This window comes from Enterobacter ludwigii, assembly GCA_023023105.1.
Taxonomy (GTDB): domain Bacteria; phylum Pseudomonadota; class Gammaproteobacteria; order Enterobacterales; family Enterobacteriaceae; genus Enterobacter; species Enterobacter adelaidei.
Map to the genome: position 1 here is coordinate 4,665,961 of CP083824.1, position 22,307 is coordinate 4,688,267.

Below are 22,307 nucleotides of genomic sequence, written 5' to 3' on the forward strand. Positions count from 1 at the left end.
GATCCCAATGCTTTCTCGAAAGACTAAAGTTGAGTAGAATCCACGGCCCGGGCTTCAATCCATTTTCATACCGCTTTACGCGAGGCAGACCACCATGTTTTATCAGGATCCTTTTGACGTCATTATCATTGGCGGGGGTCATGCAGGCACTGAGGCCGCAATGGCCGCAGCGCGAATGGGTCAGCAGACCCTGCTTTTGACACACAATATCGACACGCTTGGACAGATGTCCTGTAACCCGGCGATTGGCGGCATTGGGAAAGGACACCTGGTAAAAGAAGTGGATGCACTTGGCGGCCTGATGGCGAAAGCGATCGATCATGCTGGCATTCAGTTTAGGATACTAAACGCGAGTAAAGGCCCTGCGGTACGAGCAACCCGTGCCCAGGCTGACCGCGTGCTTTACCGTCAGGCGGTACGTACTGCACTGGAGAATCAGCCAAACCTGATGATCTTCCAGCAGGCAGTTGAAGATCTTATCGTTGAGAACGATCGTGTTGTGGGTGCCGTAACCCAGATGGGCCTCAAGTTCCGCGCGAAAGCCGTGGTGCTGACCGTGGGCACATTCCTCGACGGTAAAATTCATATTGGTCTGGATAACTACAGCGGTGGACGTGCTGGCGATCCGCCGTCGATTCCACTGTCTCGCCGTCTGCGTGAACTGCCGTTGCGCGTCAGCCGCCTGAAAACGGGCACACCTCCACGTATTGATGCGCGCACCATTGATTTCAGCGTGCTGGCGCAACAGCACGGTGATAACCCAATGCCCGTGTTTTCGTTCATGGGCAATGCGGCGCAACATCCGCAGCAGGTACCGTGCTACATCACGCATACCAACGAGAAAACCCATGACGTGATCCGCAATAACCTCGATCGCAGCCCAATGTACGCAGGCGTGATTGAAGGGATCGGCCCACGCTACTGCCCGTCGATCGAAGACAAAGTGATGCGTTTTGCCGATCGCAACCAGCATCAGATCTTCCTGGAGCCGGAAGGACTGACCTCAAACGAAATTTACCCGAATGGCATCTCCACCAGCCTGCCGTTCGATGTGCAGATGCAAATTGTTCGCTCAATGCAGGGGATGGAGAATGCGAAAATCGTTCGTCCTGGCTACGCTATTGAGTACGATTTCTTCGATCCTCGTGACCTGAAGCCAACCCTGGAAAGCAAATTCATCCACGGTCTGTTCTTCGCGGGGCAGATTAACGGCACCACCGGCTACGAAGAAGCGGCTGCACAGGGTCTGCTTGCCGGTCTGAACGCTGCGCGCTTCTCTGCTGAGAAAGAAGGCTGGGCACCAGGCCGTTCTCAGGCGTATCTGGGTGTGCTGGTCGACGATCTCTGCACGCTGGGCACAAAAGAACCGTACCGTATGTTTACCTCGCGCGCGGAATACCGCCTGATGTTGCGCGAAGACAACGCCGACCTGCGTCTGACCGAAATGGGTCGCGAGCTGGGTCTGGTCGATGACGAGCGCTGGGCGCGTTTCAACGAGAAGCTGGAGCGTATTGAACAGGAACGTCAGCGGCTGAAAACCACCTGGGTGAATCCGCAGGCGGAAATTGCAGCCGAAGTGAACGCTCACTTGACTGCACCGCTGTCGCGCGAAGCCAGCGGCGAAGATTTGCTGCGTCGCCCTGAAGTCACCTATGAGAACCTGGTCAAACTGACCGCGTTCGCACCAGGCCTGGAAGACGCTGAAGCGGCAGAGCAGGTTGAGATCCAGGTTAAATACGAAGGTTATATCGCACGCCAGCAGGATGAGATTGAAAAACAGCAGCGCAACGAAAACACGCTGCTGCCGGAGATGCTGGACTATCGTCAGGTCACTGGTCTTTCCAACGAAGTGATCGCCAAGCTGAACGATCATAAACCTGTGTCGATTGGCCAGGCATCCCGCATATCGGGCGTTACTCCGGCCGCGATTTCGATTCTGCTGGTGTGGTTAAAAAAACAGGGCATGCTGCGCCGCAGCGCGTAATGCTCTGAACATTGCCCGGTGGCGCTGCGCTTACCGGGCCTACAGAATTCCATAGGGCGGGTAAGCGAAGCGCCACCCGCCACTTAAGTTTCTCAACAGGTATTCACCGTGCTCAACAAACTCTCTCGTCTGCTGGATCAGGCAGGTATTTCGCTCACCGATCACCAGAAAAATCAGCTGGTGGCCTACGTCGATATGCTGAACAAATGGAACAAAGCGTACAACCTAACCTCAGTACGAGACCCCAACGAGATGCTGGTACGCCATATTCTCGATAGCATTGTGGTTGCGCCTTATCTGAAAGGTGAACGCTTTATTGATGTGGGGACAGGCCCTGGTCTACCGGGCGTTCCGCTGTCGATTGTTCGTCCTGAGAGCCAGTTCACGTTGCTGGACAGCCTTGGCAAGCGCGTACGCTTTTTACGTCAGGTACAGCATGAGCTGAAGCTTGAGAACATCACGCCCGTGCAGAGCAGGGTAGAGGAGTTCCCGGCGGAGCCACCGTTTGATGGTGTTATCAGCCGCGCGTTTGCTTCGCTCAATGATATGGTGAGCTGGTGTAAGCACTTGCCTGCAGATAATGGCCGTTTTTATGCGCTGAAAGGGCAGTTGCCTGGTGATGAGATTGAACAGCTTCCGGATGGTTTTGCTGTTGAATCCATCGAGAAATTAAATGTTCCTCAACTCGATGGGGAACGTCACCTGGTGATAATTAAGCCAAACAATTTTTAAAAAATTAATAAAAAATGTGGAATTTGTGCTGTTCTTACCATGTTAAAAAACAGCACAACTACTTGGGTTTTACCAGACAGCTTTTAACCTCGTTTTTACTAAGGTTTTTCTTATGGTTAACCTGACCGTTATTCTTCACTATGAAGATAGTCAATGGCGAAAATATAAGTCTGCTAAAAATGGAAGGCAGAAACCAGAATGCAATGTTAATTATTTATTAAGAATGTCAATGAAAGGTTTTTATTGTGTACGGGGCTGTTTTGAAAATAGTTACGACATTTTGTGTTTGATTTCATAAAGATATATTTAAGCGATTTGCGCCTTTGATTAATACAACCTTATCGCAAATGTGTGTTTTGTGATCTCGTGCACGCTTTGCTGTCAACGTTTTCGCGCTGTTTGCACTTTTGGTCGAAGGTCGATGCTTTCTGAGAAAGTTAAAAAATAGCGGTGGGGAAAAATATTTAAACATTTATTCACCTTTTCGCTACTTAATGTTTGAAATCACGGGTGCGCACCGTATAATTTGACCGCTTTTTGATGCTTGACTCTGAGCCTTAAAGGACGTTTTATACGACACGCGGCATACCTCGAAGGGAGCAGGAGTAAAAACGTGATGTCTGTGTCGCTCTTGAGTAGAAACGTTGCTCGTAAGCTTCTGTTCATTCAGTTTCTGGCTGTGATAGCAAGTGGACTGCTGTTTAGCCTCAAAGACCCCTTCTGGGGCATCTCCGCCGTGTGCGGGGGTTTGGCGGTTGTACTGCCAAACGTGTTGTTTATGATTTTTGCCTGGCGTCATCAGGCGCATACACCCGCCAAAGGCCGCGTGGCCTGGTCCTTCGCCCTCGGCGAAGTGTGTAAGGTGTTGCTGACCTTTGCTCTACTGGTGATGGCGCTGGCGGTTTTGAAAGTGGTCTTCATGCCGCTGATAGCTACGTGGGTTTTGGTGCTGGTGGTACAAGTTCTGGCTCCAGCTGTAATCAATAACAAAGGGTAAAAGGCATCATGGCTTCAGAAAATATGACGCCGCAGGATTACATAAGTCATCATCTGAGCAACCTTCAGATGGACTTGCGTACATTCTCGCTGGTGGATCCACATAACCCCCCGGCCACCTTCTGGACGATCAACATCGACTCCATGTTCTTCTCGGTGGTTTTGGGTCTTCTGTTCCTGGCCATGTTCCGCGGTGTTGCTAAAAGAGCGACCAGCGGTGTTCCAGGGAAATTCCAGACGTTCATCGAAATGATCATCGGCTTCGTCCATGGCAGCGTCAAAGACATGTACCATGGCAAGAGCAAGCTGATTGCTCCGCTGGCCCTGACCGTGTTCGTTTGGGTCTTCCTGATGAACCTGATGGACCTTCTGCCTATCGATTTCATTCCGTGGATTGGCGAACACGTCCTCGGTCTGCCTGCACTGCGCGTGGTTCCGTCTGCTGACGTGAACATCACCCTGTCGATGGCGCTGGGCGTGTTTATCCTGATTCTTTTCTACAGCATCAAAATGAAAGGCGTAAGCGGCTTTGTGAAAGAGCTTACCTTGCAGCCGTTCAACCACTGGGCGTTTATTCCGGTCAACCTGATCCTGGAAGGCGTTAGCCTGCTGTCCAAACCTGTATCACTGGGTCTGCGACTGTTCGGCAACATGTATGCGGGTGAGCTGATTTTCATTCTGATCGCGGGTCTTCTGCCGTGGTGGTCACAGTGGATTCTTAATGTGCCATGGGCCATTTTCCACATCCTGATCATTACGCTGCAAGCCTTTATCTTCATGGTTCTGACGATCGTCTATCTGTCGATGGCGTCTGAAGAGCACTGATTTTTTACCAACACTACTACGTTTTAATTGAAACAAACTGGAGACTGTCATGGAAAACCTGAATATGGATCTGCTGTACATGGCTGCCGCTGTGATGATGGGTCTGGCGGCTATCGGTGCTGCGATCGGTATCGGCATCCTCGGGGGCAAATTCCTGGAAGGCGCTGCGCGTCAACCTGATCTGATTCCTCTGCTGCGTACTCAGTTCTTTATCGTTATGGGTCTGGTGGATGCTATCCCAATGATCGCTGTAGGTCTGGGTCTGTACGTGATGTTTGCTGTCGCGTAGTAGTAGTTTTAAAACCCTAAGCCACAGAAATTAAAGAGGTATTGTGCTGTGAACATGAACGCAACAATCCTCGGCCAGGCCATCGCGTTTATTCTCTTTGTCTGGTTCTGCATGAAGTATGTATGGCCGCCATTAATGGCTGCCATCGAAAAACGTCAGAAAGAAATTGCTGACGGTCTGGCTTCTGCAGAACGCGCTAAGAAAGATTTGGACCTTGCACAGGCCAACGCGACAGACCAGCTGAAAAAAGCGAAAGCGGAAGCTCAGGTTATCATCGAACAGGCTAACAAACGCCGTTCGCAGATCCTGGACGAAGCCAAAGCTGAAGCAGAACAGGAACGTACTAAGATCGTGACACAGGCTCAGGCTGAAATTGAAGCTGAGCGTAAACGTGCTCGTGAAGAACTGCGTAAGCAGGTTGCGATTCTGGCTGTTGCTGGCGCCGAGAAGATCATCGAACGTTCCGTGGATGAAGCTGCTAACAGCGACATCGTGGACAAACTTGTCGCTGAACTGTAAGGAGGGAGGGGCTGATGTCTGAATTTGTTACGGTAGCTCGCCCCTACGCCAAAGCAGCTTTTGACTTTGCTATCGAACACCAAAATGTCGATCGCTGGCAGAATATGCTGGCGTTTGCCGCTGAGGTGACGAAAAACGAACAAATGGCCGAGTTGCTTTCCGGTGCGTTAGCACCTGAAACTCTCGCCGCGTCGTTTATCGCCGTGTGCGGAGAGCAACTGGATGCCAACGGCCAGAACCTGATTAAGGTAATGGCAGAAAATGGTCGTCTCCGTGTGCTCCCGGATGTTCTCGAGCAGTTTGAGCACTTACGTGCCCTTAGTGAAGCTACTGCTGAAGTTGAAGTAACTTCTGCGACTGAACTGAGTAATGAACAGCTTGCGAAAATTACCGCCGCGATGGAAAAACGTCTGTCACGCAAAGTTAAGCTGAATTGCAAAATCGATAAGTCTGTAATGGCAGGCGTAATCATCCGTTCGGGTGATATGGTCATTGATGGCAGCGTACGCGGCCGTCTTGAGCGCCTTGCAGACGTCTTGCAGTCTTAAGGGGACTGGAGCATGCAACTGAATTCCACCGAAATCAGCGAACTGATCAAGCAGCGCATTGCTCAGTTCAATGTTGTGAGCGAAGCTCACAATGAAGGTACTATTGTTTCTGTAAGTGACGGTGTTATCCGCATTCACGGCCTGGCCGATTGTATGCAGGGTGAGATGATTTCCCTGCCGGGTAACCGTTACGCTATCGCACTGAACCTGGAGCGCGACTCCGTAGGTGCAGTTGTGATGGGTCCATACGCTGACCTCGCCGAAGGCATGAAGGTTAAGTGTACTGGCCGTATTCTGGAAGTGCCGGTTGGCCGTGGCCTGCTGGGTCGCGTAGTTAACACCCTGGGTGCACCAATCGACGGTAAAGGTCCGGTTGAGCACGATGGCTTCTCCCCAATCGAAGTTATCGCACCAGGCGTTATCGATCGTCAGTCCGTAGATCAGCCTGTTCAGACAGGTTATAAGTCCGTTGATGCCATGATCCCAATCGGTCGTGGTCAGCGTGAACTGATCATCGGTGACCGTCAGACCGGTAAAACCGCGATGGCTATCGACGCCATCATCAACCAGCGTGATTCCGGCATCAAATGCGTGTACGTGGCTATCGGCCAGAAAGCGTCCACCATTTCTAACGTGGTTCGTAAACTGGAAGAGCACGGCGCACTGGCTAACACCATTGTTGTTGTTGCTACCGCTTCTGAATCTGCTGCACTGCAATACCTGGCGCCATACGCGGGTTGCGCAATGGGCGAATACTTCCGTGACCGCGGTGAAGATGCACTGATCGTATACGATGACCTGTCTAAACAGGCTGTTGCTTATCGTCAGGTTTCCCTGTTGCTCCGTCGTCCACCTGGACGTGAAGCGTTCCCTGGCGACGTATTCTACCTCCACTCTCGTCTGCTGGAGCGTGCTTCCCGTGTTAACGCGGAATACGTCGAGAACTTCACTAAAGGTGAAGTGAAGGGTAAAACGGGCTCTCTGACCGCACTGCCGATCATTGAAACCCAGGCGGGTGACGTTTCTGCATTCGTTCCGACCAACGTAATTTCCATTACCGATGGTCAGATCTTCCTGGAAACCAACCTGTTTAACTCCGGTATTCGTCCGGCGGTTAACCCGGGTATCTCCGTATCCCGTGTTGGTGGTGCTGCTCAGACCAAGATCATCAAGAAACTGTCCGGTGGTATCCGTACCGCGCTGGCACAGTATCGTGAACTGGCTGCGTTCTCTCAGTTCGCATCCGATCTGGACGAAGCAACCCGTAAACAGCTGAGCCACGGTCAGAAAGTGACCGAGCTGCTGAAGCAGAAACAGTACGCACCAATGTCTGTTGCTCAGCAGGGCCTGGTACTGTTCGCGGCTGAACGCGGTTACCTCGAAGATGTGGAACTGGCGAAAATCGGTAGCTTCGAAGCCGCTCTGCTGGCTTACGTCGACCGTGATCACGCTCCGCTGATGCAAGAGATCAACCAGACCGGTGGCTATAACGACGAAATCGAAGGCAAGCTGAAAGCTATCCTCGATTCCTTCAAAGCAACCCAATCCTGGTAATCGTCCGGCGGCTTGTCTCAGGACAAGCCGCCTGGCATTGAGGAGAAGCTCATGGCCGGCGCAAAAGAGATACGTAGTAAGATCGCAAGCGTCCAGAACACGCAAAAGATCACTAAAGCGATGGAGATGGTCGCCGCTTCCAAAATGCGTAAATCGCAGGATCGCATGGCGGCCAGCCGTCCTTATGCAGAAACCATGCGCAAAGTGATTGGTCACCTTGCAAACGGTAATCTGGAATATAAGCACCCTTACCTGGAAGAACGCGACGTTAAGCGCGTGGGCTACCTGGTGGTGTCGACCGACCGTGGTCTGTGTGGCGGCTTGAACATTAACCTGTTCAAAAAACTGCTGGCGGATATGAAAGCATGGTCTGAAAAAGGCGTTCAGTGCGATATCGCAATGATCGGCTCTAAAGGCGTCTCTTTCTTTAACTCCGTTGGTGGCAACATTGTCGCTCAGGTGACCGGTATGGGTGATAACCCGTCCCTGTCCGAACTGATCGGCCCGGTTAAAGTGATGTTGCAGGCCTACGATGAAGGCCGTCTGGACAGACTGTACGTTGTCAGCAACAAATTCATTAACACCATGTCTCAGGTTCCAACGCTCACTCAGATGCTGCCTTTACCGGCATCAGAAGATGATGAGCTGAAGCACAAAGCCTGGGATTACCTGTATGAACCCGATCCGAAACCGCTGCTGGATACCCTGCTGCGTCGTTACGTTGAATCTCAGGTTTATCAGGGCGTTGTAGAAAACCTGGCCAGCGAGCAGGCCGCACGAATGGTGGCGATGAAAGCCGCGACCGATAATGGCGGCAGCCTGATTAAAGAGCTGCAGTTGGTTTACAACAAAGCTCGTCAGGCCAGCATTACTCAGGAACTCACCGAGATCGTCTCGGGGGCCGCCGCGGTTTAACCAGGTTTACGAATTACGTAGAGGATTCAAGATGGCTACTGGAAAGATTGTCCAGGTAATCGGCGCCGTGGTGGACGTCGAGTTCCCTCAGGACGCCGTACCACGCGTGTACGACGCGCTTGAGGTACAGAATGGTAACGAGAGCCTGGTGCTGGAAGTTCAGCAGCAGCTCGGCGGCGGTATCGTGCGTACCATCGCGATGGGTTCTTCCGACGGTCTGCGTCGTGGTCTGGAAGTTAAAGACCTTGAGCATCCGATCGAAGTCCCGGTAGGTAAAGCAACGCTGGGTCGTATCATGAACGTATTGGGTCAACCAATCGACATGAAAGGCGACATCGGTGAAGAAGAGCGTTGGGCTATCCACCGCGCGGCACCTTCCTACGAAGAGCTGTCCAGCTCTCAGGAACTGCTGGAAACCGGCATCAAAGTTATCGACCTGATGTGTCCATTTGCGAAGGGCGGTAAAGTTGGTCTGTTCGGTGGTGCGGGTGTAGGTAAAACCGTAAACATGATGGAGCTGATCCGTAACATCGCGATCGAGCACTCCGGTTACTCCGTATTTGCGGGCGTAGGTGAACGTACTCGTGAAGGTAACGACTTCTACCACGAAATGACCGACTCCAACGTTCTGGACAAAGTATCCCTGGTTTACGGCCAGATGAACGAGCCACCAGGAAACCGTCTGCGTGTTGCGCTGACCGGTCTGACTATGGCTGAGAAGTTCCGTGACGAAGGCCGTGACGTCCTGCTGTTCGTCGATAACATCTACCGTTACACCCTGGCCGGTACAGAAGTATCTGCACTTCTGGGTCGTATGCCTTCAGCGGTAGGTTATCAGCCGACTCTGGCGGAAGAGATGGGTGTTCTTCAGGAACGTATCACCTCTACCAAAACCGGTTCTATCACCTCCGTTCAGGCGGTATACGTACCTGCGGATGACTTGACTGACCCATCACCAGCAACCACCTTTGCGCACCTTGATGCAACCGTGGTACTGAGCCGTCAGATCGCGTCTCTGGGTATCTACCCAGCCGTTGACCCGCTGGACTCCACCAGCCGTCAGCTGGATCCACTGGTTGTTGGTCAGGAACACTACGACACCGCGCGTGGCGTACAGTCCCTGCTGCAACGTTACCAGGAACTGAAAGACATCATCGCCATCCTGGGTATGGATGAACTGTCTGAAGAAGACAAACTGGTGGTAGCACGTGCGCGTAAGATCCAGCGCTTCCTGTCCCAGCCGTTCTTCGTTGCGGAAGTATTCACCGGTTCTCCAGGTAAATACGTTTCCCTGAAAGACACCATCCGTGGCTTTAAAGGCATCATGGAAGGCGAATACGATCACCTGCCAGAGCAGGCGTTCTACATGGTTGGTTCCATCGAAGAAGCAGTGGAAAAAGCCAAAAAACTTTAACGCCTTAATCGGAGGGTGATATGGCAATGACTTACCACCTGGACGTCGTCAGCGCAGAGCAACAAATGTTCTCTGGTCTGGTCGAGAAAATCCAGGTAACGGGTAGTGAAGGTGAGCTGGGTATTTTCCCGGGTCACGCACCGCTGCTCACCGCCATTAAGCCTGGTATGATCCGCATCGTTAAACAGTTCGGTCACGAAGAGTTTATCTATCTGTCCGGCGGCATTCTTGAAGTGCAGCCTGGCAGTGTGACCGTTCTGGCCGATACCGCTATTCGTGGCCAGGATCTCGACGAAGCGCGAGCCCTGGAATCGAAGCGTAAGGCTGAAGAGCACATTAGCAGCTCTCATGGTGACGTGGATTACGCTCAGGCGTCTGCGGAGCTGGCCAAAGCGATCGCGAAACTGCGCGTTATCGAGTTGACCAAAAAAGCGATGTAACACCGGCTTGAAAAGCACAAAAGCCAGTCTGGGTTCCAGGCTGGCTTTTTTTTTCGGCCTTAATTCATGATGAAAAAGATGTAGAATTTTAGGCATCAAACGTTTTTACTTCTCACTCAAACTACCGTCAGGATGCGTATGTCAAACAGTGCGATGAGCGTGGTGATCCTTGCCGCTGGCAAAGGTACCCGCATGTATTCCGATCTGCCTAAAGTGCTTCACACGCTGGCAGGAAAGCCGATGGTGCAGCATGTCATTGATGCAGCAAATGAACTGGGTGCCCGTCAGGTTCACCTGGTCTACGGCCACGGTGGCGATCTGCTTAAAAAGACGCTGAGCGATGACAAGCTCAACTGGGTGCTTCAGGCTGAGCAGCTGGGTACAGGTCACGCGATGCAGCAGGCAGCACCGTTCTTTGCCGATGACGAAGATATTCTGATGCTCTACGGCGATGTTCCGCTGATCTCCGTTGAAACACTAACTCGCCTGCGTGAAGCCAAACCGCAGGGCGGCATCGGTTTGTTAACCGTCGTGCTGGACGATCCAACCGGTTATGGCCGCATCACCCGAGAAAACGGCAACGTAACGGGGATTGTTGAGCATAAAGACGCCAGCGACGAACAGCGCCAGATTCAGGAGATCAACACCGGTATCCTGATTGCCAATGGCGCGGATATGAAGCGCTGGTTGTCGAAGCTCAACAACAACAATGCGCAGGGTGAATACTACATCACCGACATCATTGCGATGGCATATCAGGAAGGACGTGAGATTGCGGCGGTACATCCGGCACGCATTAGCGAAACCGAAGGGGTGAATAACCGCCTTCAGCTTTCCCGTCTGGAGCGCGTTTATCAGTCTGAACAGGCCGAAAAACTGCTGCTGGCAGGCGTGATGCTGCGCGATCCGGCGCGTTTCGATCTGCGTGGTTCCCTGTCTCACGGTCGTGACGTTGAAATTGATACTAACGTTATCTTTGAAGGCAAAGTCACTCTGGGCAATCGTGTCAAAATTGGCGCTGGCTGCGTTATCAAAAACAGCGTCATCGGTGACGATTGCGAAATCAGCCCTTACAGCGTGGTGGAAGATGCGCATCTTGAAGCGGCGTGCACCATTGGACCGTTTGCGCGTCTGCGCCCGGGCGCTGAGCTGATGGAAGGGGCTCACGTGGGCAACTTCGTTGAGATGAAAAAAGCGCGTCTGGGTAAAGGCTCTAAAGCCGGTCATTTGACCTATCTGGGCGATGCGGAAATTGGCGATAACGTCAATATTGGTGCAGGCACAATCACCTGCAACTATGACGGTGCCAACAAGTTTAAAACCATTATCGGTGATGATGTGTTTGTCGGTTCCGATACACAGCTGGTGGCACCGGTTACGGTGGGCAACGGGGCAACGATTGCCGCCGGGACAACCGTTACGCGCGATATCGCCGATAACGAGCTGGTATTAAGCCGTGTGCCACAGGTGCACAAGCAGGGCTGGAAACGCCCGGTGAAGAAAAAGTAACGGATTTACCCTCGCCCCTTTGGGGAGAGGGTCGGGGTGAGGGGATAACATAATCCTCCCCCCACAAGCAGTACCCATAAAAATAACCCCACTCTCTACAAGGCTCGGGGTGCCCGGAAAGGGCAAATACAGGTCAGCGACAACGCAGGCGTTATGCCTAAATTCGGAATCTAAAACTATGTGTGGAATTGTTGGCGCAGTTGCGCAGCGTGATATTGCTGAAATCCTTCTCGAAGGTTTACGTCGTCTGGAATACCGTGGCTATGACTCTGCTGGTCTGGCCGTGGTCGATGCAGAAGGTCATATGACCCGTCTGCGTCGTCTCGGTAAAGTGCAGATGCTGGCCCAGGCCGCGGAAGAACATCCGCTGCATGGTGGTACCGGTATTGCGCACACCCGTTGGGCGACGCACGGCGAACCGTCTGAAGGCAACGCGCACCCGCATGTGTCTGAACACATCGTGGTCGTGCACAACGGCATTATCGAAAACCACGAACCGCTGCGCGAAGAACTGAAAGCGCGCGGCTATACCTTCGTCTCTGAAACTGACACCGAAGTGATTGCTCACCTGGTGCACTGGGAGCTGGAGCAGGGCGGTACACTGCGTGACGCAGTTCTGCGTGCTATCCCTCAGCTGCGCGGTGCATACGGCACGGTGATCATGGACTCACGCGATCCGTCCACGCTGCTGGCCGCACGTTCCGGTAGCCCGATGGTTATCGGTCTGGGCATGGGTGAAAACTTTATCGCCTCTGACCAGCTTGCGCTCCTGCCAGTTACCCGTCGCTTTATCTTCCTGGAAGAGGGTGATATTGCGGAAGTGACTCGTCGCAGCGTGACCGTATTCGATACCAAAGGCGAGCAGGTGAAACGCCAGGAGATCGAATCTAACCTGCAGTACGACGCGGGCGACAAAGGCGCTTACCGTCACTACATGCAGAAAGAGATTTACGAGCAGCCAAACGCCATCAAAAACACTCTTACCGGGCGCATCAGCCACGGTGAGGTGGATCTGAGCGAGTTGGGTGCAAACGCGAACGAACTGCTCAGCAAGGTTGAGCATATTCAGATCGTGGCCTGCGGTACCTCCTACAACTCCGGTATGGTTTCTCGTTACTGGTTTGAATCCCTGGCGGGCGTGCCGTGTGATGTGGAAATCGCGTCTGAATTCCGCTACCGCAAATCCGCTGTACGTCGTAACAGCCTGATGATCACCCTTTCCCAGTCTGGTGAAACGGCGGATACGCTGGCGGCGCTGCGTTTGTCTAAAGAGCTGGGCTACCTTGGCTCTCTGGCCATCTGTAACGTCCCTGGCTCATCGCTGGTGCGTGAATCCGATCTGGCGCTGATGACCAAAGCGGGTACCGAAATTGGCGTGGCTTCCACTAAAGCGTTTACCACTCAGCTGACCGTTCTGTTGATGCTGGTGGCGAAACTGGCACGTCTGAAAGGCGAGGATGCCTCTGTTGAGCATGACATCGTTCATGGCCTGCAGGCACTGCCGAGCCGTATTGAGCAGATGCTGTCCCAGGACAAACGCATTGAAGCACTGGCAGAAGATTTCTCCGACAAGCATCACGCCCTGTTCCTGGGTCGTGGCGATCAGTATCCGATTGCGCTGGAAGGCGCGCTGAAGCTGAAAGAGATCTCCTACATTCACGCGGAAGCCTATGCGGCAGGCGAGCTGAAACACGGCCCACTGGCGCTGATTGACGCCGATATGCCGGTCATCGTTGTGGCTCCTAACAACGAACTGCTGGAAAAACTGAAATCTAACATTGAAGAAGTGCGCGCCCGCGGTGGTGTTCTGTACGTCTTCGCCGACAAAGATGCCGGTTTTGTCAGCAATGACAACATGCACATCATCGAGATGCCGCATGTGGAAGAGGTGATTGCACCGATCTTCTACACCGTTCCGCTGCAGTTGCTGGCTTATCACGTTGCGCTGATCAAAGGCACCGACGTTGACCAGCCGCGTAACCTGGCGAAGTCTGTCACCGTAGAATAATCCCTTCAGGCTCCACCTTCGGGTGGAGCTTTTCTATCCCGCCTGGCTTGTTTTTAATCAACTCTTTTGCGTTTTTATTTATGACAATCTGTCATCTTCAGCTACTTTTTTCAGTGTCACATAAAGAAAATATTTCTGAAAACGCCTTGTCATAAAAGTGGCTAACACGATGAAAATTAAGCTTTCTTCTGCTGGTTTTTAAGTGAAATTTCCATTGTCATAAAACTGTCATAATTCGTACATTTATCTGTCACCTGTTTGTCCTATTTTGCTCATCGTAGCCACTAAACAACGATTTACGAAAATCTTGCAGGAGACATTATGAAAGTTATGCGTACCACTGTCGCAACTGTTGTCGCCGCGACCTTATCTCTGAGCGCGTTCTCTGTATTTGCAGAAGCAAGCCTGACTGGCGCTGGTGCAACCTTCCCTGCGCCGGTGTATGCCAAATGGGCGGATACCTACCAGAAAGAAACCGGTAACAAGGTTAACTATCAGGGTATCGGCTCCTCCGGTGGCGTTAAACAAATTACCGCTAATACCGTTGATTTCGGCGCATCAGACGCTCCGCTGTCTGATGACAAACTGGCTCAGGAAGGTCTGTTCCAGTTCCCGACCGTGATCGGCGGTGTGGTTCTGGCCATCAACCTGCCGGGCGTGAAGTCTGGTGAACTGGTGCTGGACGGCAAAACCCTGGGTGACATCTACCTGGGTAAAATCAAAAAATGGGATGACGAGGCGATTGCCAAACTCAACCCTGGCCTGAAACTGCCATCTCAGAACATCGCTGTGGTTCGCCGCGCTGATGGTTCTGGTACCTCTTTCGTGTTCACCAGCTATCTGGCGAAAGTGAACGAAGAGTGGAAATCTAAAGTCGGTTCTGGCTCTACCGTTAACTGGCCAACTGGTTTGGGTGGTAAAGGCAACGACGGCATCGCCGCTTTCGTACAGCGTCTGCCGGGCTCTATCGGTTACGTAGAATACGCCTACGCTAAACAGAACAACCTGTCCTACACCAAACTGGTTTCTGCTGATGGCAAACCTGTCAGCCCGACCGAAGAGAACTTTGCCAACGCTGCAAAAGGCGCTGACTGGAGCAAATCTTTCGCTCAGGATCTGACTAACCAGAAAGGCGAAGGTGCATGGCCAATCACCTCTACCACCTTCATCCTGGTTCACAAAGAGCAGAAGAAACCTGAGCAGGGCGCCGAAGTGCTGAAGTTCTTCGACTGGGCGTACAAAAACGGCGGCAAACAGGCTAATGCCCTGGATTACGCTACCCTGCCAGAAAACGTGGTTGAGCAGATTCGTGCTGCATGGAAAACCAACGTAAAAGACAGCAGCGGTAAAGCATTGTATTAATTTAGCATTCTGACGAAAATGGCGGGTGGCGCTTGCGCTTACCCGCCGATTTCGTAAACGCGTTTAACAGAAGAGTGATTTATGGCTGCAACCAAGCCTGCATTTAACCCTCCGGGTAAAAAAGGTGACATGATTTTCAGCGCGCTGGTTAAACTGGCTGCGCTGATTGTGCTATTGCTGCTGGGCGGCATTATTGTGTCTCTGATTTTCTCCTCCTGGCCGAGCATCCAGAAATTCGGTTTCTCCTTCCTGTGGACCAAAGAGTGGGACGCGCCGAACGATATCTACGGTGCGCTGGTGCCGATTTACGGTACGCTGGTGACCTCGTTCATCGCCCTGCTGATTGCGGTTCCCGTCAGTTTTGGTATTGCTCTGTTCCTGACGGAACTGGCACCGGGCTGGCTGCGTCGCCCGCTGGGTATTGCCATTGAGCTGCTGGCGGCCATTCCGAGTATCGTTTACGGCATGTGGGGCCTGTTTATCTTTGCGCCGCTGTTCGCAACGTACTTCCAGGAACCCGTGGGTAATGTACTTTCTGCCATCCCGTTTGTGGGTGCCCTGTTCTCTGGCCCGGCTTTCGGTATCGGTATTCTGGCTGCAGGTGTGATCCTCGCCATTATGATTATTCCGTACATTGCGGCGGTCATGCGCGATGTCTTCGAACAAACGCCGGTGATGATGAAAGAGTCGGCCTACGGTATCGGCTGTACCACCTGGGAAGTTATCTGGCGCATTGTCCTTCCGTTCACCAAAAATGGGGTGATTGGCGGCGTGATGCTGGGTCTGGGACGTGCGCTGGGTGAAACCATGGCGGTGACCTTTATCATCGGTAACACCTACCAGCTCGACAGCGCATCACTCTTCATGCCGGGTAACAGTATTACCTCTGCACTGGCGAATGAATTTGCTGAGGCGGAATCCGGGCTGCACGTTGCGGCGTTGATGGAGCTGGGTCTGATTCTGTTCGTGATCACCTTCATTGTTCTGGCGATCTCCAAGCTGATGATTATGCGCCTCGCTAAAAATGAGGGGGCACGCTAATGGCGACTCTCGAAATGCAAGCTACCGCTGAACTGGCGGAATCCCGCCGCAAAATGCAGGCCCGACGCCGTTTTAAAAACCGTATCGCGCTGACGCTCTCAATGGGAACCATGGCATTTGGCCTGTTCTGGCTGGTCTGGATCCTCTTCTCGACGGTTGTGCGCGGGATTGACGGGATGTCGCTGGCGCTGTTTACCGAGATGACGCCACCGCCAAACACGGCGGGTGGTGGTCTGGCGAATGCCCTGGCGGGCAGCGGGTTGCTGATCCTGTGGGCAACGGTATTTGGTACGCCGCTGGGCATCATGGCAGGCATCTATCTTGCGGAGTACGGTCGTAAATCCTGGCTGGCGGAAGTCATTCGTTTCATCAATGACATCCTGCTTTCAGCCCCGTCTATCGTGGTGGGTCTGTTTGTTTACACCGTCGTGGTGGCACAGATGGAACACTTCTCCGGCTGGGCGGGTGTGATTGCGCTGGCGCTGCTGCAGGTGCCTATCGTCATTCGTACTACCGAGAACATGCTGAAACTGGTGCCGGACAGCCTGCGTGAAGCGGCTTATGCACTGGGCACGCCGAAATGGAAGATGATCTCTGCGATTACGCTGAAAGCGTCAGTCTCCGGGATCATGACCGGTATCCTGCTGGCGGTTGCGCGTATCGCGGGTGAAACGGCCCCGCTGCTGTTTACCTCTCTCTCCAACCAGTTCTGGAGCACGGACATGATGCAGCCGATCGCTAACCTGCCGGTGACGATCTTTAAATTTGCGATGAGCCCATTCGCGGAATGGCAGCAGCTGGCCTGGGCCGGGGTGCTGATCATTACCCTTTGCGTACTGTTGCTGAACATTCTGGCGCGCGTCATTTTCGCGAAGAAGAAACACGGTTAATTTTTTACGGCGCGGCAGCTCGCGGCGCCGAATGAGGAAATGAGTCAATGAGTATGGTTGATACTGCCCCGGGTAAGATTCAGGTTCGTGATTTGAACTTCTACTACGGCAAATTCCATGCCCTGAAGAATATCAACCTGGATATCGCGAAGAACCAGGTTACGGCATTCATCGGTCCGTCTGGCTGTGGTAAATCCACGCTGCTGCGTACCTTTAACAAGATGTATTCGCTCTATCCGGAGCAGCGCGCTGAAGGTGAAATCATCCTGGACGGCGAAAACATTCTGACCCAGGCTCAGGATATCGCCCTGCTGCGTGCCAAAGTGGGGATGGTGTTCCAGAAACCCACGCCGTTCCCGATGTCCATTTATGACAACATTGCGTTTGGTGTTCGCCTGTTTGAAAAGCTCTCTCGTGCCGATATGGACGAGCGTGTGCAGTGGGCTTTGACCAAGGCCGCATTATGGAACGAAACCAAAGATAAGTTGCACCAGAGCGGGTACTCTCTCTCCGGTGGTCAGCAGCAGCGTCTGTGCATTGCGCGCGGTATCGCCATTCGCCCGGAAGTGTTGCTGTTGGATGAACCGTGTTCTGCGCTGGACCCAATCTCAACCGGTCGTATTGAAGAGCTGATCACCGAACTGAAGCAGGATTACACCGTGGTTATCGTGACCCACAACATGCAGCAGGCTGCACGTTGTTCCGATTACACGGCGTTTATGTACCTGGGCGAGTTGATTGAGTTCAGCGATACGGATGCGCTGTTCACCAGACCCGCTAAAAAGCAAACTGAAGATTATATTACTGGCCGCTACGGTTGATTTGGAGTGAACCATGGACAACCTTAATCTTAATAAACACATTTCAGGCCAGTTCAACGCAGAGCTGGAAAGCATTCGCACGCAGGTCATGACCATGGGTGGCATGGTTGAGCAGCAGCTTTCCGATGCGATCACGGCAATGCACAACCAGGACAGCGAGCTGGCGAAGCGCGTCATTGAAGGTGACAAAAACGTCAATATGATGGAAGTCGCGATTGATGAAGCTTGCGTTCGTATTATCGCCAAGCGTCAGCCAACAGCGAGCGACCTGCGCCTGGTGATGGCGATTATCAAAACCATCGCCGAGCTGGAACGTATTGGAGACGTGGCGGATAAAATCTGCCGCACCGCGCTGGAGAAGTTCTCTCAGCAGCACCAGCCGCTGCTGGTGAGCCTGGAGTCGCTGGGGCGTCACACCGTGCAGATGCTGCATGACGTGCTGGATGCCTTTGCGCGTATGGATCTGGACGAAGCGGTACGTATCTACCGTGAAGACAAGAAAGTCGACCAGGAATACGAAGGCATCGTGCGTCAGCTGATGACCTACATGATGGAAGATTCACGTACGATCCCAAGCGTACTGACTGCCCTGTTCTGCGCGCGCTCCATTGAGCGTATCGGTGACCGCTGCCAGAACATTTGCGAATACATTTTCTACTTCGTGAAAGGTCAGGACTTCCGTCACGTAGGCGGCGACGAGCTGGACAAGCTGCTGGCGGGTAAAGATCCGAAAGAGTGATGTTTGTGGCGGGGGGCGCTAGCGCTTACCCGCCCTACGTTAACTTAACGCGTAATATCCCACCCGCGCGCCTTCCACAATGCTGGCAACTGCGCCAGATCGGTAAAGGTCGTCACTTTTGGATGATCGATCGGTTTGTTGTGCGGATCGGCGCAGAAGTAAAACACTTCCATTCCCGCATCAATCCCTGACTGCGCGCCCGCAGACGAGTCATCCACCAGAATGCAGTTTTCTACGTTAACGTTCATCGCGTTGGCCGCATGGAACATCAGCGCCGGATCGGGCTTCCAGCGTTGAATATCGTAGCCGCTGAACAATTTTTCCGGGAAATGATGCAACATCTCCAGTTTCCCCAGCGAGTGCTGCATTTTGCTGACCGGACCATTAGAGACCACACAGATTGGCACCGTCATCGCATCCAGAAGCGCATTCGCCCCGGCGATGACCTCCAGTTCGGAATCAAACAGGCGTGCGACCTCGGCGCGGTAAACCGGCTCGAGATCCCCTTTCGGCAGATCCACACCGTGCTCGTCGTTAATGATGTCGATAATCTCGTACAGTTTCACGCCCTTAAAGCGTTTGAACACCTCTTCGAGATCGAGCGTAATACCAAATTCCTGGAACATGGCGACATACGCACGGGAACAAATGACCTCACTGTCGACAAGCGTACCGTCGCAGTCGAAAAATACCGCCTCAATTCCGGACATGTCTTTCCCTTTTAACAAGTTTAACGTTTACGTGGTGTGGTTTTACGACACGCAATCGTTGCCGTATAAGCAAATTCAATGAAAAAAAGTACCCTATAACCGCCCTTATTGTCGCATTTTGGTATAGGATAGCGACGAATTTTCCCTCCTTGTTCGGAAATTGATGATGAGTCAACAACACACTACCCAGGCATCTGGTCAGGGTCTGCTTGAGCGCGTGTTTAAACTGCGCGAGCACGGCACAACGGCACGCACCGAAGTGATCGCCGGTTTCACCACCTTCCTGACGATGGTCTATATCGTTTTTGTTAACCCACAAATTCTGGGCGTTGCTGGCATGGATACCAGCGCCGTCTTCGTGACCACCTGTCTGATTGCGGCTCTCGGCAGCATCCTGATGGGTGTGTTCGCTAACCTGCCGGTTGCACTGGCACCGGCGATGGGCCTGAACGCGTTCTTCGCGTTCGTGGTTGTTCAGGCGATGGGCCTGCCGTGGCAAGTGGGCATGGGCGCTATCTTCTGGGGCGCTATTGGTCTGCTGTTGCTGACTATTTTCCGCGTACGTTACTGGATGATTGCCAACATTCCTGTGAGCCTGCGCGTGGGCATTACCAGCGGTATTGGTCTGTTCATCGGTATGATGGGGCTGAAAAACGCCGGCGTTATCGTGGCTAACCCGGATACGCTGGTAAGCATCGGTCACCTGACCTCTCACAACGTGCTGCTGGGCGTGCTGGGCTTCTTTATCATCGCGATCCTGGCTTCCCGCAATATTCATGCGGCGGTGCTGGTATCCATCGTGGTGACCACGCTGCTGGGCTGGCTGCTGGGTGACGTTCACTACAACGGTATCGTTTCTGCGCCACCGAGTGTTTCCACCGTTATTGGTCATGTTGATTTGGCGGGTTCCCTGAACCTGGGTCTGGCGGGCGTAATTTTCTCCTTTATGCTGGTCAACCTGTTCGACTCCTCCGGTACCCTGATTGGCGTGACCGACAAAGCAGGTCTGGCCGATGAGAAAGGGAAGTTCCCACGCATGAAGCAGGCGCTGTTCGTTGACAGCATCTCGTCTGTTGCGGGCTCCTTTATCGGTACCTCTTCTGTTACCGCTTATATTGAATCCTCTTCCGGTGTTTCTGTGGGAGGCCGTACTGGTCTGACGGCGGTCGTGGTGGGTATCCTGTTCCTGCTGGTGATCTTCCTTTCGCCGCTGGCGGGAATGGTTCCACCGTATGCGGCAGCCGGCGCGCTGATCTACGTAGGTGTGCTGATGACCTCCAGCCTGTCACGCGTGAAGTGGGATGACTTAACCGAAGCGGTGCCAGCGTTTATTACCGCCGTGATGATGCCGTTCAGCTTCTCGATTACCGAAGGTATCGCGCTGGGCTTTATCTCTTACTGCGTAATGAAAATTGGTACCGGTCGCTTCCGTGATCTCAGCCCGTGCGTCATCGTTGTCGCGCTGCTGTTTGTGCTGAAGATTGTGTTTATTGACGCCAAATAAACATGTTTGTTCCCTCTCCCTGCGGGAGAGGGTCAGGGTGAGGGCATCAGGCCGCAATAAGCTTAAGCCTTCACCCGCTTAATATAATCGCCAAACGCAGTCAGCTGACCAGACAGATGGTCACGCGTGCTCTGATCCACCACTTCACCCGTCTGCGGGTCGACCTTGTTCTGAATCACTCCGCCCATAAACTCCGGCTTGTTCATCACCATCGCATCCAGGAACACCAGAATCTGGCGCAGGTGATACTGGCAGCGCGCGCCGCCAATGGCACCCATAGAACTGGTCTGGATCAGCACGGGTTTACCTGAAAGAGGCTGCTCAGGGAGGCGGGATAACCAGTCAATGGCGTTTTTCAGACCGCCAGGAACGGAGTAGTTATACTCTGGTGTGACAATAACCACACCATCGGCCTGACGGATTTGCGCCGCCAGCGCCTCAACGCTCTGCGGGAACCCTTCTTCCTGCTGGACATCTGCATCATAGAGCGGGATGTCACCAATAGATGGAAGGGCACTAATCTCCATACCTGCCGGTGCCAGCTGTGGCAGCGTGCGGGCAACCATCCCATTAAATGAACCTTTGCGCAGGCTTCCCAGTAACGTAACGACTTTTAACGTATCAGACATGATTACTCCTGTTTCATCATGATGACCCTGAATGGATCAGCTAAGGGTGTATGCTTTTTCTGCCGGTAAACTGGTTAAACGCATCAGGCGTGCGGCGGGCTCGTTGGCGCGTTCGGGCACATCAGGAAGGCTACGCCATCCCTGTTGACTGTCAAATTCCCAGATTTTCATGCGTTCGATAGCGGGGGTAACCGCTATGGACCAAATGAGGACATCCTCTGCGTCACTGAGCGCTTCTACCAGCGTAGCTTGGGTGGCTCGAAGACGTCCGGAACCTGGCAGCAGCTGCAGCATATTGGCGTCGTCTGAGGCGCATCCACAGAGCTTTCGAATGCTCTGGCGTAGGGTGATGAGCTGAGCTCTGGCCTCGTTGGGATCGTTCTGGTTACGCACCCACAGCTTTTCATTGCTGGAGAGCGGGTAATCATCGTGTGGGTTCGCGCCGTGGATGCCCCGGGTTGCGCGCTGAAGTTCCATATCCAGCCCACAATTCCCTTCGGTGGTGAGTGCTACCCCAATGATATTGCCCGTATAGGCAATGGAAAAACGGGGGAAATCCGGGTTAGCAAAAACCGGGCGGCCTTCAGGTTGGGTGATGATATCCGGCAGTTCACTGGTGCCGTACAACATAAACAACAGCTCTGCGAGAAGCGCTCTGGACGCTAAAAAACGCGTCCTGCGGTGTTCCGGGAGTTTGCGTGCTTCACTGTGACAGGCTGAAGAAATTCGTGCCGATACGAGGCGTCCTTCTGTAAGTATCCCTCTTGCAAAGTGCGTTGCCATTTTTCGCTCCTTGATAATGGTCGTAATCGGTTAAACGGTTACATGATTATCGCTTAACTTCACTCCTGTTTTAATCAGTAAATGGGAGTAAGAGA

22 protein-coding genes are annotated in these 22,307 nt (G+C 53.0%); 19 read left to right on the forward strand and 3 right to left on the reverse strand.

Features of this window, described 5'->3' with window-relative positions; genetic code table 11:
* Nucleotides 1–94: 94 nt before the first annotated feature.
* The 18 genes from mnmG (at nucleotide 95) to phoU (ending at nucleotide 18,586) form a co-directional block, all read left to right on the forward strand.
* On the forward strand, nucleotides 95–1,984 hold the full coding sequence (gene mnmG, locus LCD46_22580; GenBank protein UOY70746.1) for a tRNA uridine-5-carboxymethylaminomethyl(34) synthesis enzyme MnmG: 1,890 nt from the start codon (nucleotides 95–97) through the stop codon (nucleotides 1,982–1,984).
* A 108-nt stretch (nucleotides 1,985–2,092) separates the two neighbouring features.
* On the forward strand, nucleotides 2,093–2,716 hold the full coding sequence (rsmG, locus tag LCD46_22585; protein UOY70747.1) for a 16S rRNA (guanine(527)-N(7))-methyltransferase RsmG: 624 nt from the start codon (nucleotides 2,093–2,095) through the stop codon (nucleotides 2,714–2,716).
* A 616-nt stretch (nucleotides 2,717–3,332) separates the two neighbouring features.
* Nucleotides 3,333–3,713 carry a F0F1 ATP synthase subunit I gene (atpI, locus tag LCD46_22590; protein UOY70748.1) on the forward strand — a complete coding sequence of 127 codons (381 nt, stop codon included), beginning with the start codon at nucleotides 3,333–3,335 and terminating at the stop codon, nucleotides 3,711–3,713.
* An 8-nt stretch (nucleotides 3,714–3,721) separates the two neighbouring features.
* Entirely contained in the window at nucleotides 3,722–4,537 is an 816-nt protein-coding gene (gene atpB / locus LCD46_22595) for a F0F1 ATP synthase subunit A (protein UOY70749.1), read from the forward strand.
* A 49-nt stretch (nucleotides 4,538–4,586) separates the two neighbouring features.
* Nucleotides 4,587–4,826 carry a F0F1 ATP synthase subunit C gene (gene atpE / locus LCD46_22600; protein ID UOY70750.1) on the forward strand — a complete coding sequence of 80 codons (240 nt, stop codon included), beginning with the start codon at nucleotides 4,587–4,589 and terminating at the stop codon, nucleotides 4,824–4,826.
* A gap of 48 nt (nucleotides 4,827–4,874) precedes the next feature.
* Entirely contained in the window at nucleotides 4,875–5,345 is a 471-nt protein-coding gene (atpF, locus tag LCD46_22605; GenBank protein ID UOY70751.1) for a F0F1 ATP synthase subunit B, read from the forward strand.
* A gap of 14 nt (nucleotides 5,346–5,359) precedes the next feature.
* Entirely contained in the window at nucleotides 5,360–5,893 is a 534-nt protein-coding gene (gene atpH / locus LCD46_22610) for a F0F1 ATP synthase subunit delta (protein UOY70752.1), read from the forward strand.
* A 12-nt stretch (nucleotides 5,894–5,905) separates the two neighbouring features.
* On the forward strand, nucleotides 5,906–7,447 hold the full coding sequence (gene atpA, locus LCD46_22615) for a F0F1 ATP synthase subunit alpha (protein ID UOY70753.1): 1,542 nt from the start codon (nucleotides 5,906–5,908) through the stop codon (nucleotides 7,445–7,447).
* A gap of 51 nt (nucleotides 7,448–7,498) precedes the next feature.
* Nucleotides 7,499–8,362, forward strand: coding sequence for a F0F1 ATP synthase subunit gamma (gene atpG, locus LCD46_22620; protein UOY70754.1), 864 nt, complete (start codon nucleotides 7,499–7,501; stop codon nucleotides 8,360–8,362).
* 31 nt (nucleotides 8,363–8,393) lie between these two features.
* A complete protein-coding gene (atpD, locus tag LCD46_22625) occupies nucleotides 8,394–9,776 on the forward strand; it encodes a F0F1 ATP synthase subunit beta (GenBank protein ID UOY70755.1) in 1,383 nt (460 codons plus the stop codon).
* A 20-nt stretch (nucleotides 9,777–9,796) separates the two neighbouring features.
* Nucleotides 9,797–10,216, forward strand: a complete 420-nt coding sequence (gene atpC / locus LCD46_22630) for a F0F1 ATP synthase subunit epsilon (protein ID UOY70756.1) — start codon at nucleotides 9,797–9,799, stop codon at nucleotides 10,214–10,216.
* Nucleotides 10,217–10,354: 138 nt separating this feature from the next.
* Nucleotides 10,355–11,725 (forward strand): bifunctional UDP-N-acetylglucosamine diphosphorylase/glucosamine-1-phosphate N-acetyltransferase GlmU, encoded by a 1,371-nt coding sequence (gene glmU / locus LCD46_22635; protein ID UOY70757.1) that lies wholly within the window; start codon nucleotides 10,355–10,357, stop codon nucleotides 11,723–11,725.
* 178 nt (nucleotides 11,726–11,903) lie between these two features.
* Entirely contained in the window at nucleotides 11,904–13,733 is a 1,830-nt protein-coding gene (gene glmS, locus LCD46_22640) for a glutamine--fructose-6-phosphate transaminase (isomerizing) (GenBank protein UOY70758.1), read from the forward strand.
* Nucleotides 13,734–14,054: 321 nt separating this feature from the next.
* Entirely contained in the window at nucleotides 14,055–15,095 is a 1,041-nt protein-coding gene (pstS, locus tag LCD46_22645) for a phosphate ABC transporter substrate-binding protein PstS (protein UOY70759.1), read from the forward strand.
* A gap of 81 nt (nucleotides 15,096–15,176) precedes the next feature.
* Nucleotides 15,177–16,136: a phosphate ABC transporter permease PstC gene (gene pstC / locus LCD46_22650; GenBank protein ID UOY70760.1), complete on the forward strand. Its 960-nt coding sequence runs from the start codon at nucleotides 15,177–15,179 to the stop codon at nucleotides 16,134–16,136.
* Nucleotides 16,136–17,026 carry a phosphate ABC transporter permease PstA gene (pstA, locus tag LCD46_22655; GenBank protein UOY70761.1) on the forward strand — a complete coding sequence of 297 codons (891 nt, stop codon included), beginning with the start codon at nucleotides 16,136–16,138 and terminating at the stop codon, nucleotides 17,024–17,026. The genes pstC and pstA overlap by 1 nt, the downstream gene beginning before the upstream one ends.
* Nucleotides 17,027–17,073: 47 nt before the next feature.
* Entirely contained in the window at nucleotides 17,074–17,847 is a 774-nt protein-coding gene (pstB, locus tag LCD46_22660; protein UOY70762.1) for a phosphate ABC transporter ATP-binding protein PstB, read from the forward strand.
* Between the two features lie 13 nt (nucleotides 17,848–17,860).
* Entirely contained in the window at nucleotides 17,861–18,586 is a 726-nt protein-coding gene (gene phoU / locus LCD46_22665) for a phosphate signaling complex protein PhoU (protein ID UOY70763.1), read from the forward strand.
* Between the two features lie 44 nt (nucleotides 18,587–18,630).
* On the opposite strand, the gene yieH is transcribed toward phoU, so the two are convergent.
* Entirely contained in the window at nucleotides 18,631–19,296 is a 666-nt protein-coding gene (gene yieH, locus LCD46_22670; GenBank protein ID UOY70764.1) for a 6-phosphogluconate phosphatase, read from the reverse strand.
* Between the two features lie 166 nt (nucleotides 19,297–19,462).
* On the opposite strand from yieH, the gene adeP reads away from it, so the two are divergent.
* Nucleotides 19,463–20,800, forward strand: coding sequence for an adenine permease AdeP (adeP, locus tag LCD46_22675; GenBank protein ID UOY73039.1), 1,338 nt, complete (start codon nucleotides 19,463–19,465; stop codon nucleotides 20,798–20,800).
* A gap of 62 nt (nucleotides 20,801–20,862) precedes the next feature.
* Here the strand turns inward: adeP and LCD46_22680 are convergent, their stop codons facing one another.
* Both LCD46_22680 and LCD46_22685 read right to left on the reverse strand, forming a co-directional pair.
* Nucleotides 20,863–21,429 carry an NAD(P)H-dependent oxidoreductase gene (locus LCD46_22680; GenBank protein ID UOY70765.1) on the reverse strand — a complete coding sequence of 189 codons (567 nt, stop codon included), beginning with the start codon at nucleotides 21,427–21,429 and terminating at the stop codon, nucleotides 20,863–20,865.
* Nucleotides 21,430–21,465: 36 nt separating this feature from the next.
* The gene (locus LCD46_22685) at nucleotides 21,466–22,212 is read right to left on the reverse strand and encodes a phosphopantetheinyl transferase (protein ID UOY70766.1); all 747 of its coding nucleotides are present in this window, start codon (nucleotides 22,210–22,212) and stop codon (nucleotides 21,466–21,468) included.
* Nucleotides 22,213–22,307 lie beyond the last annotated feature (95 nt).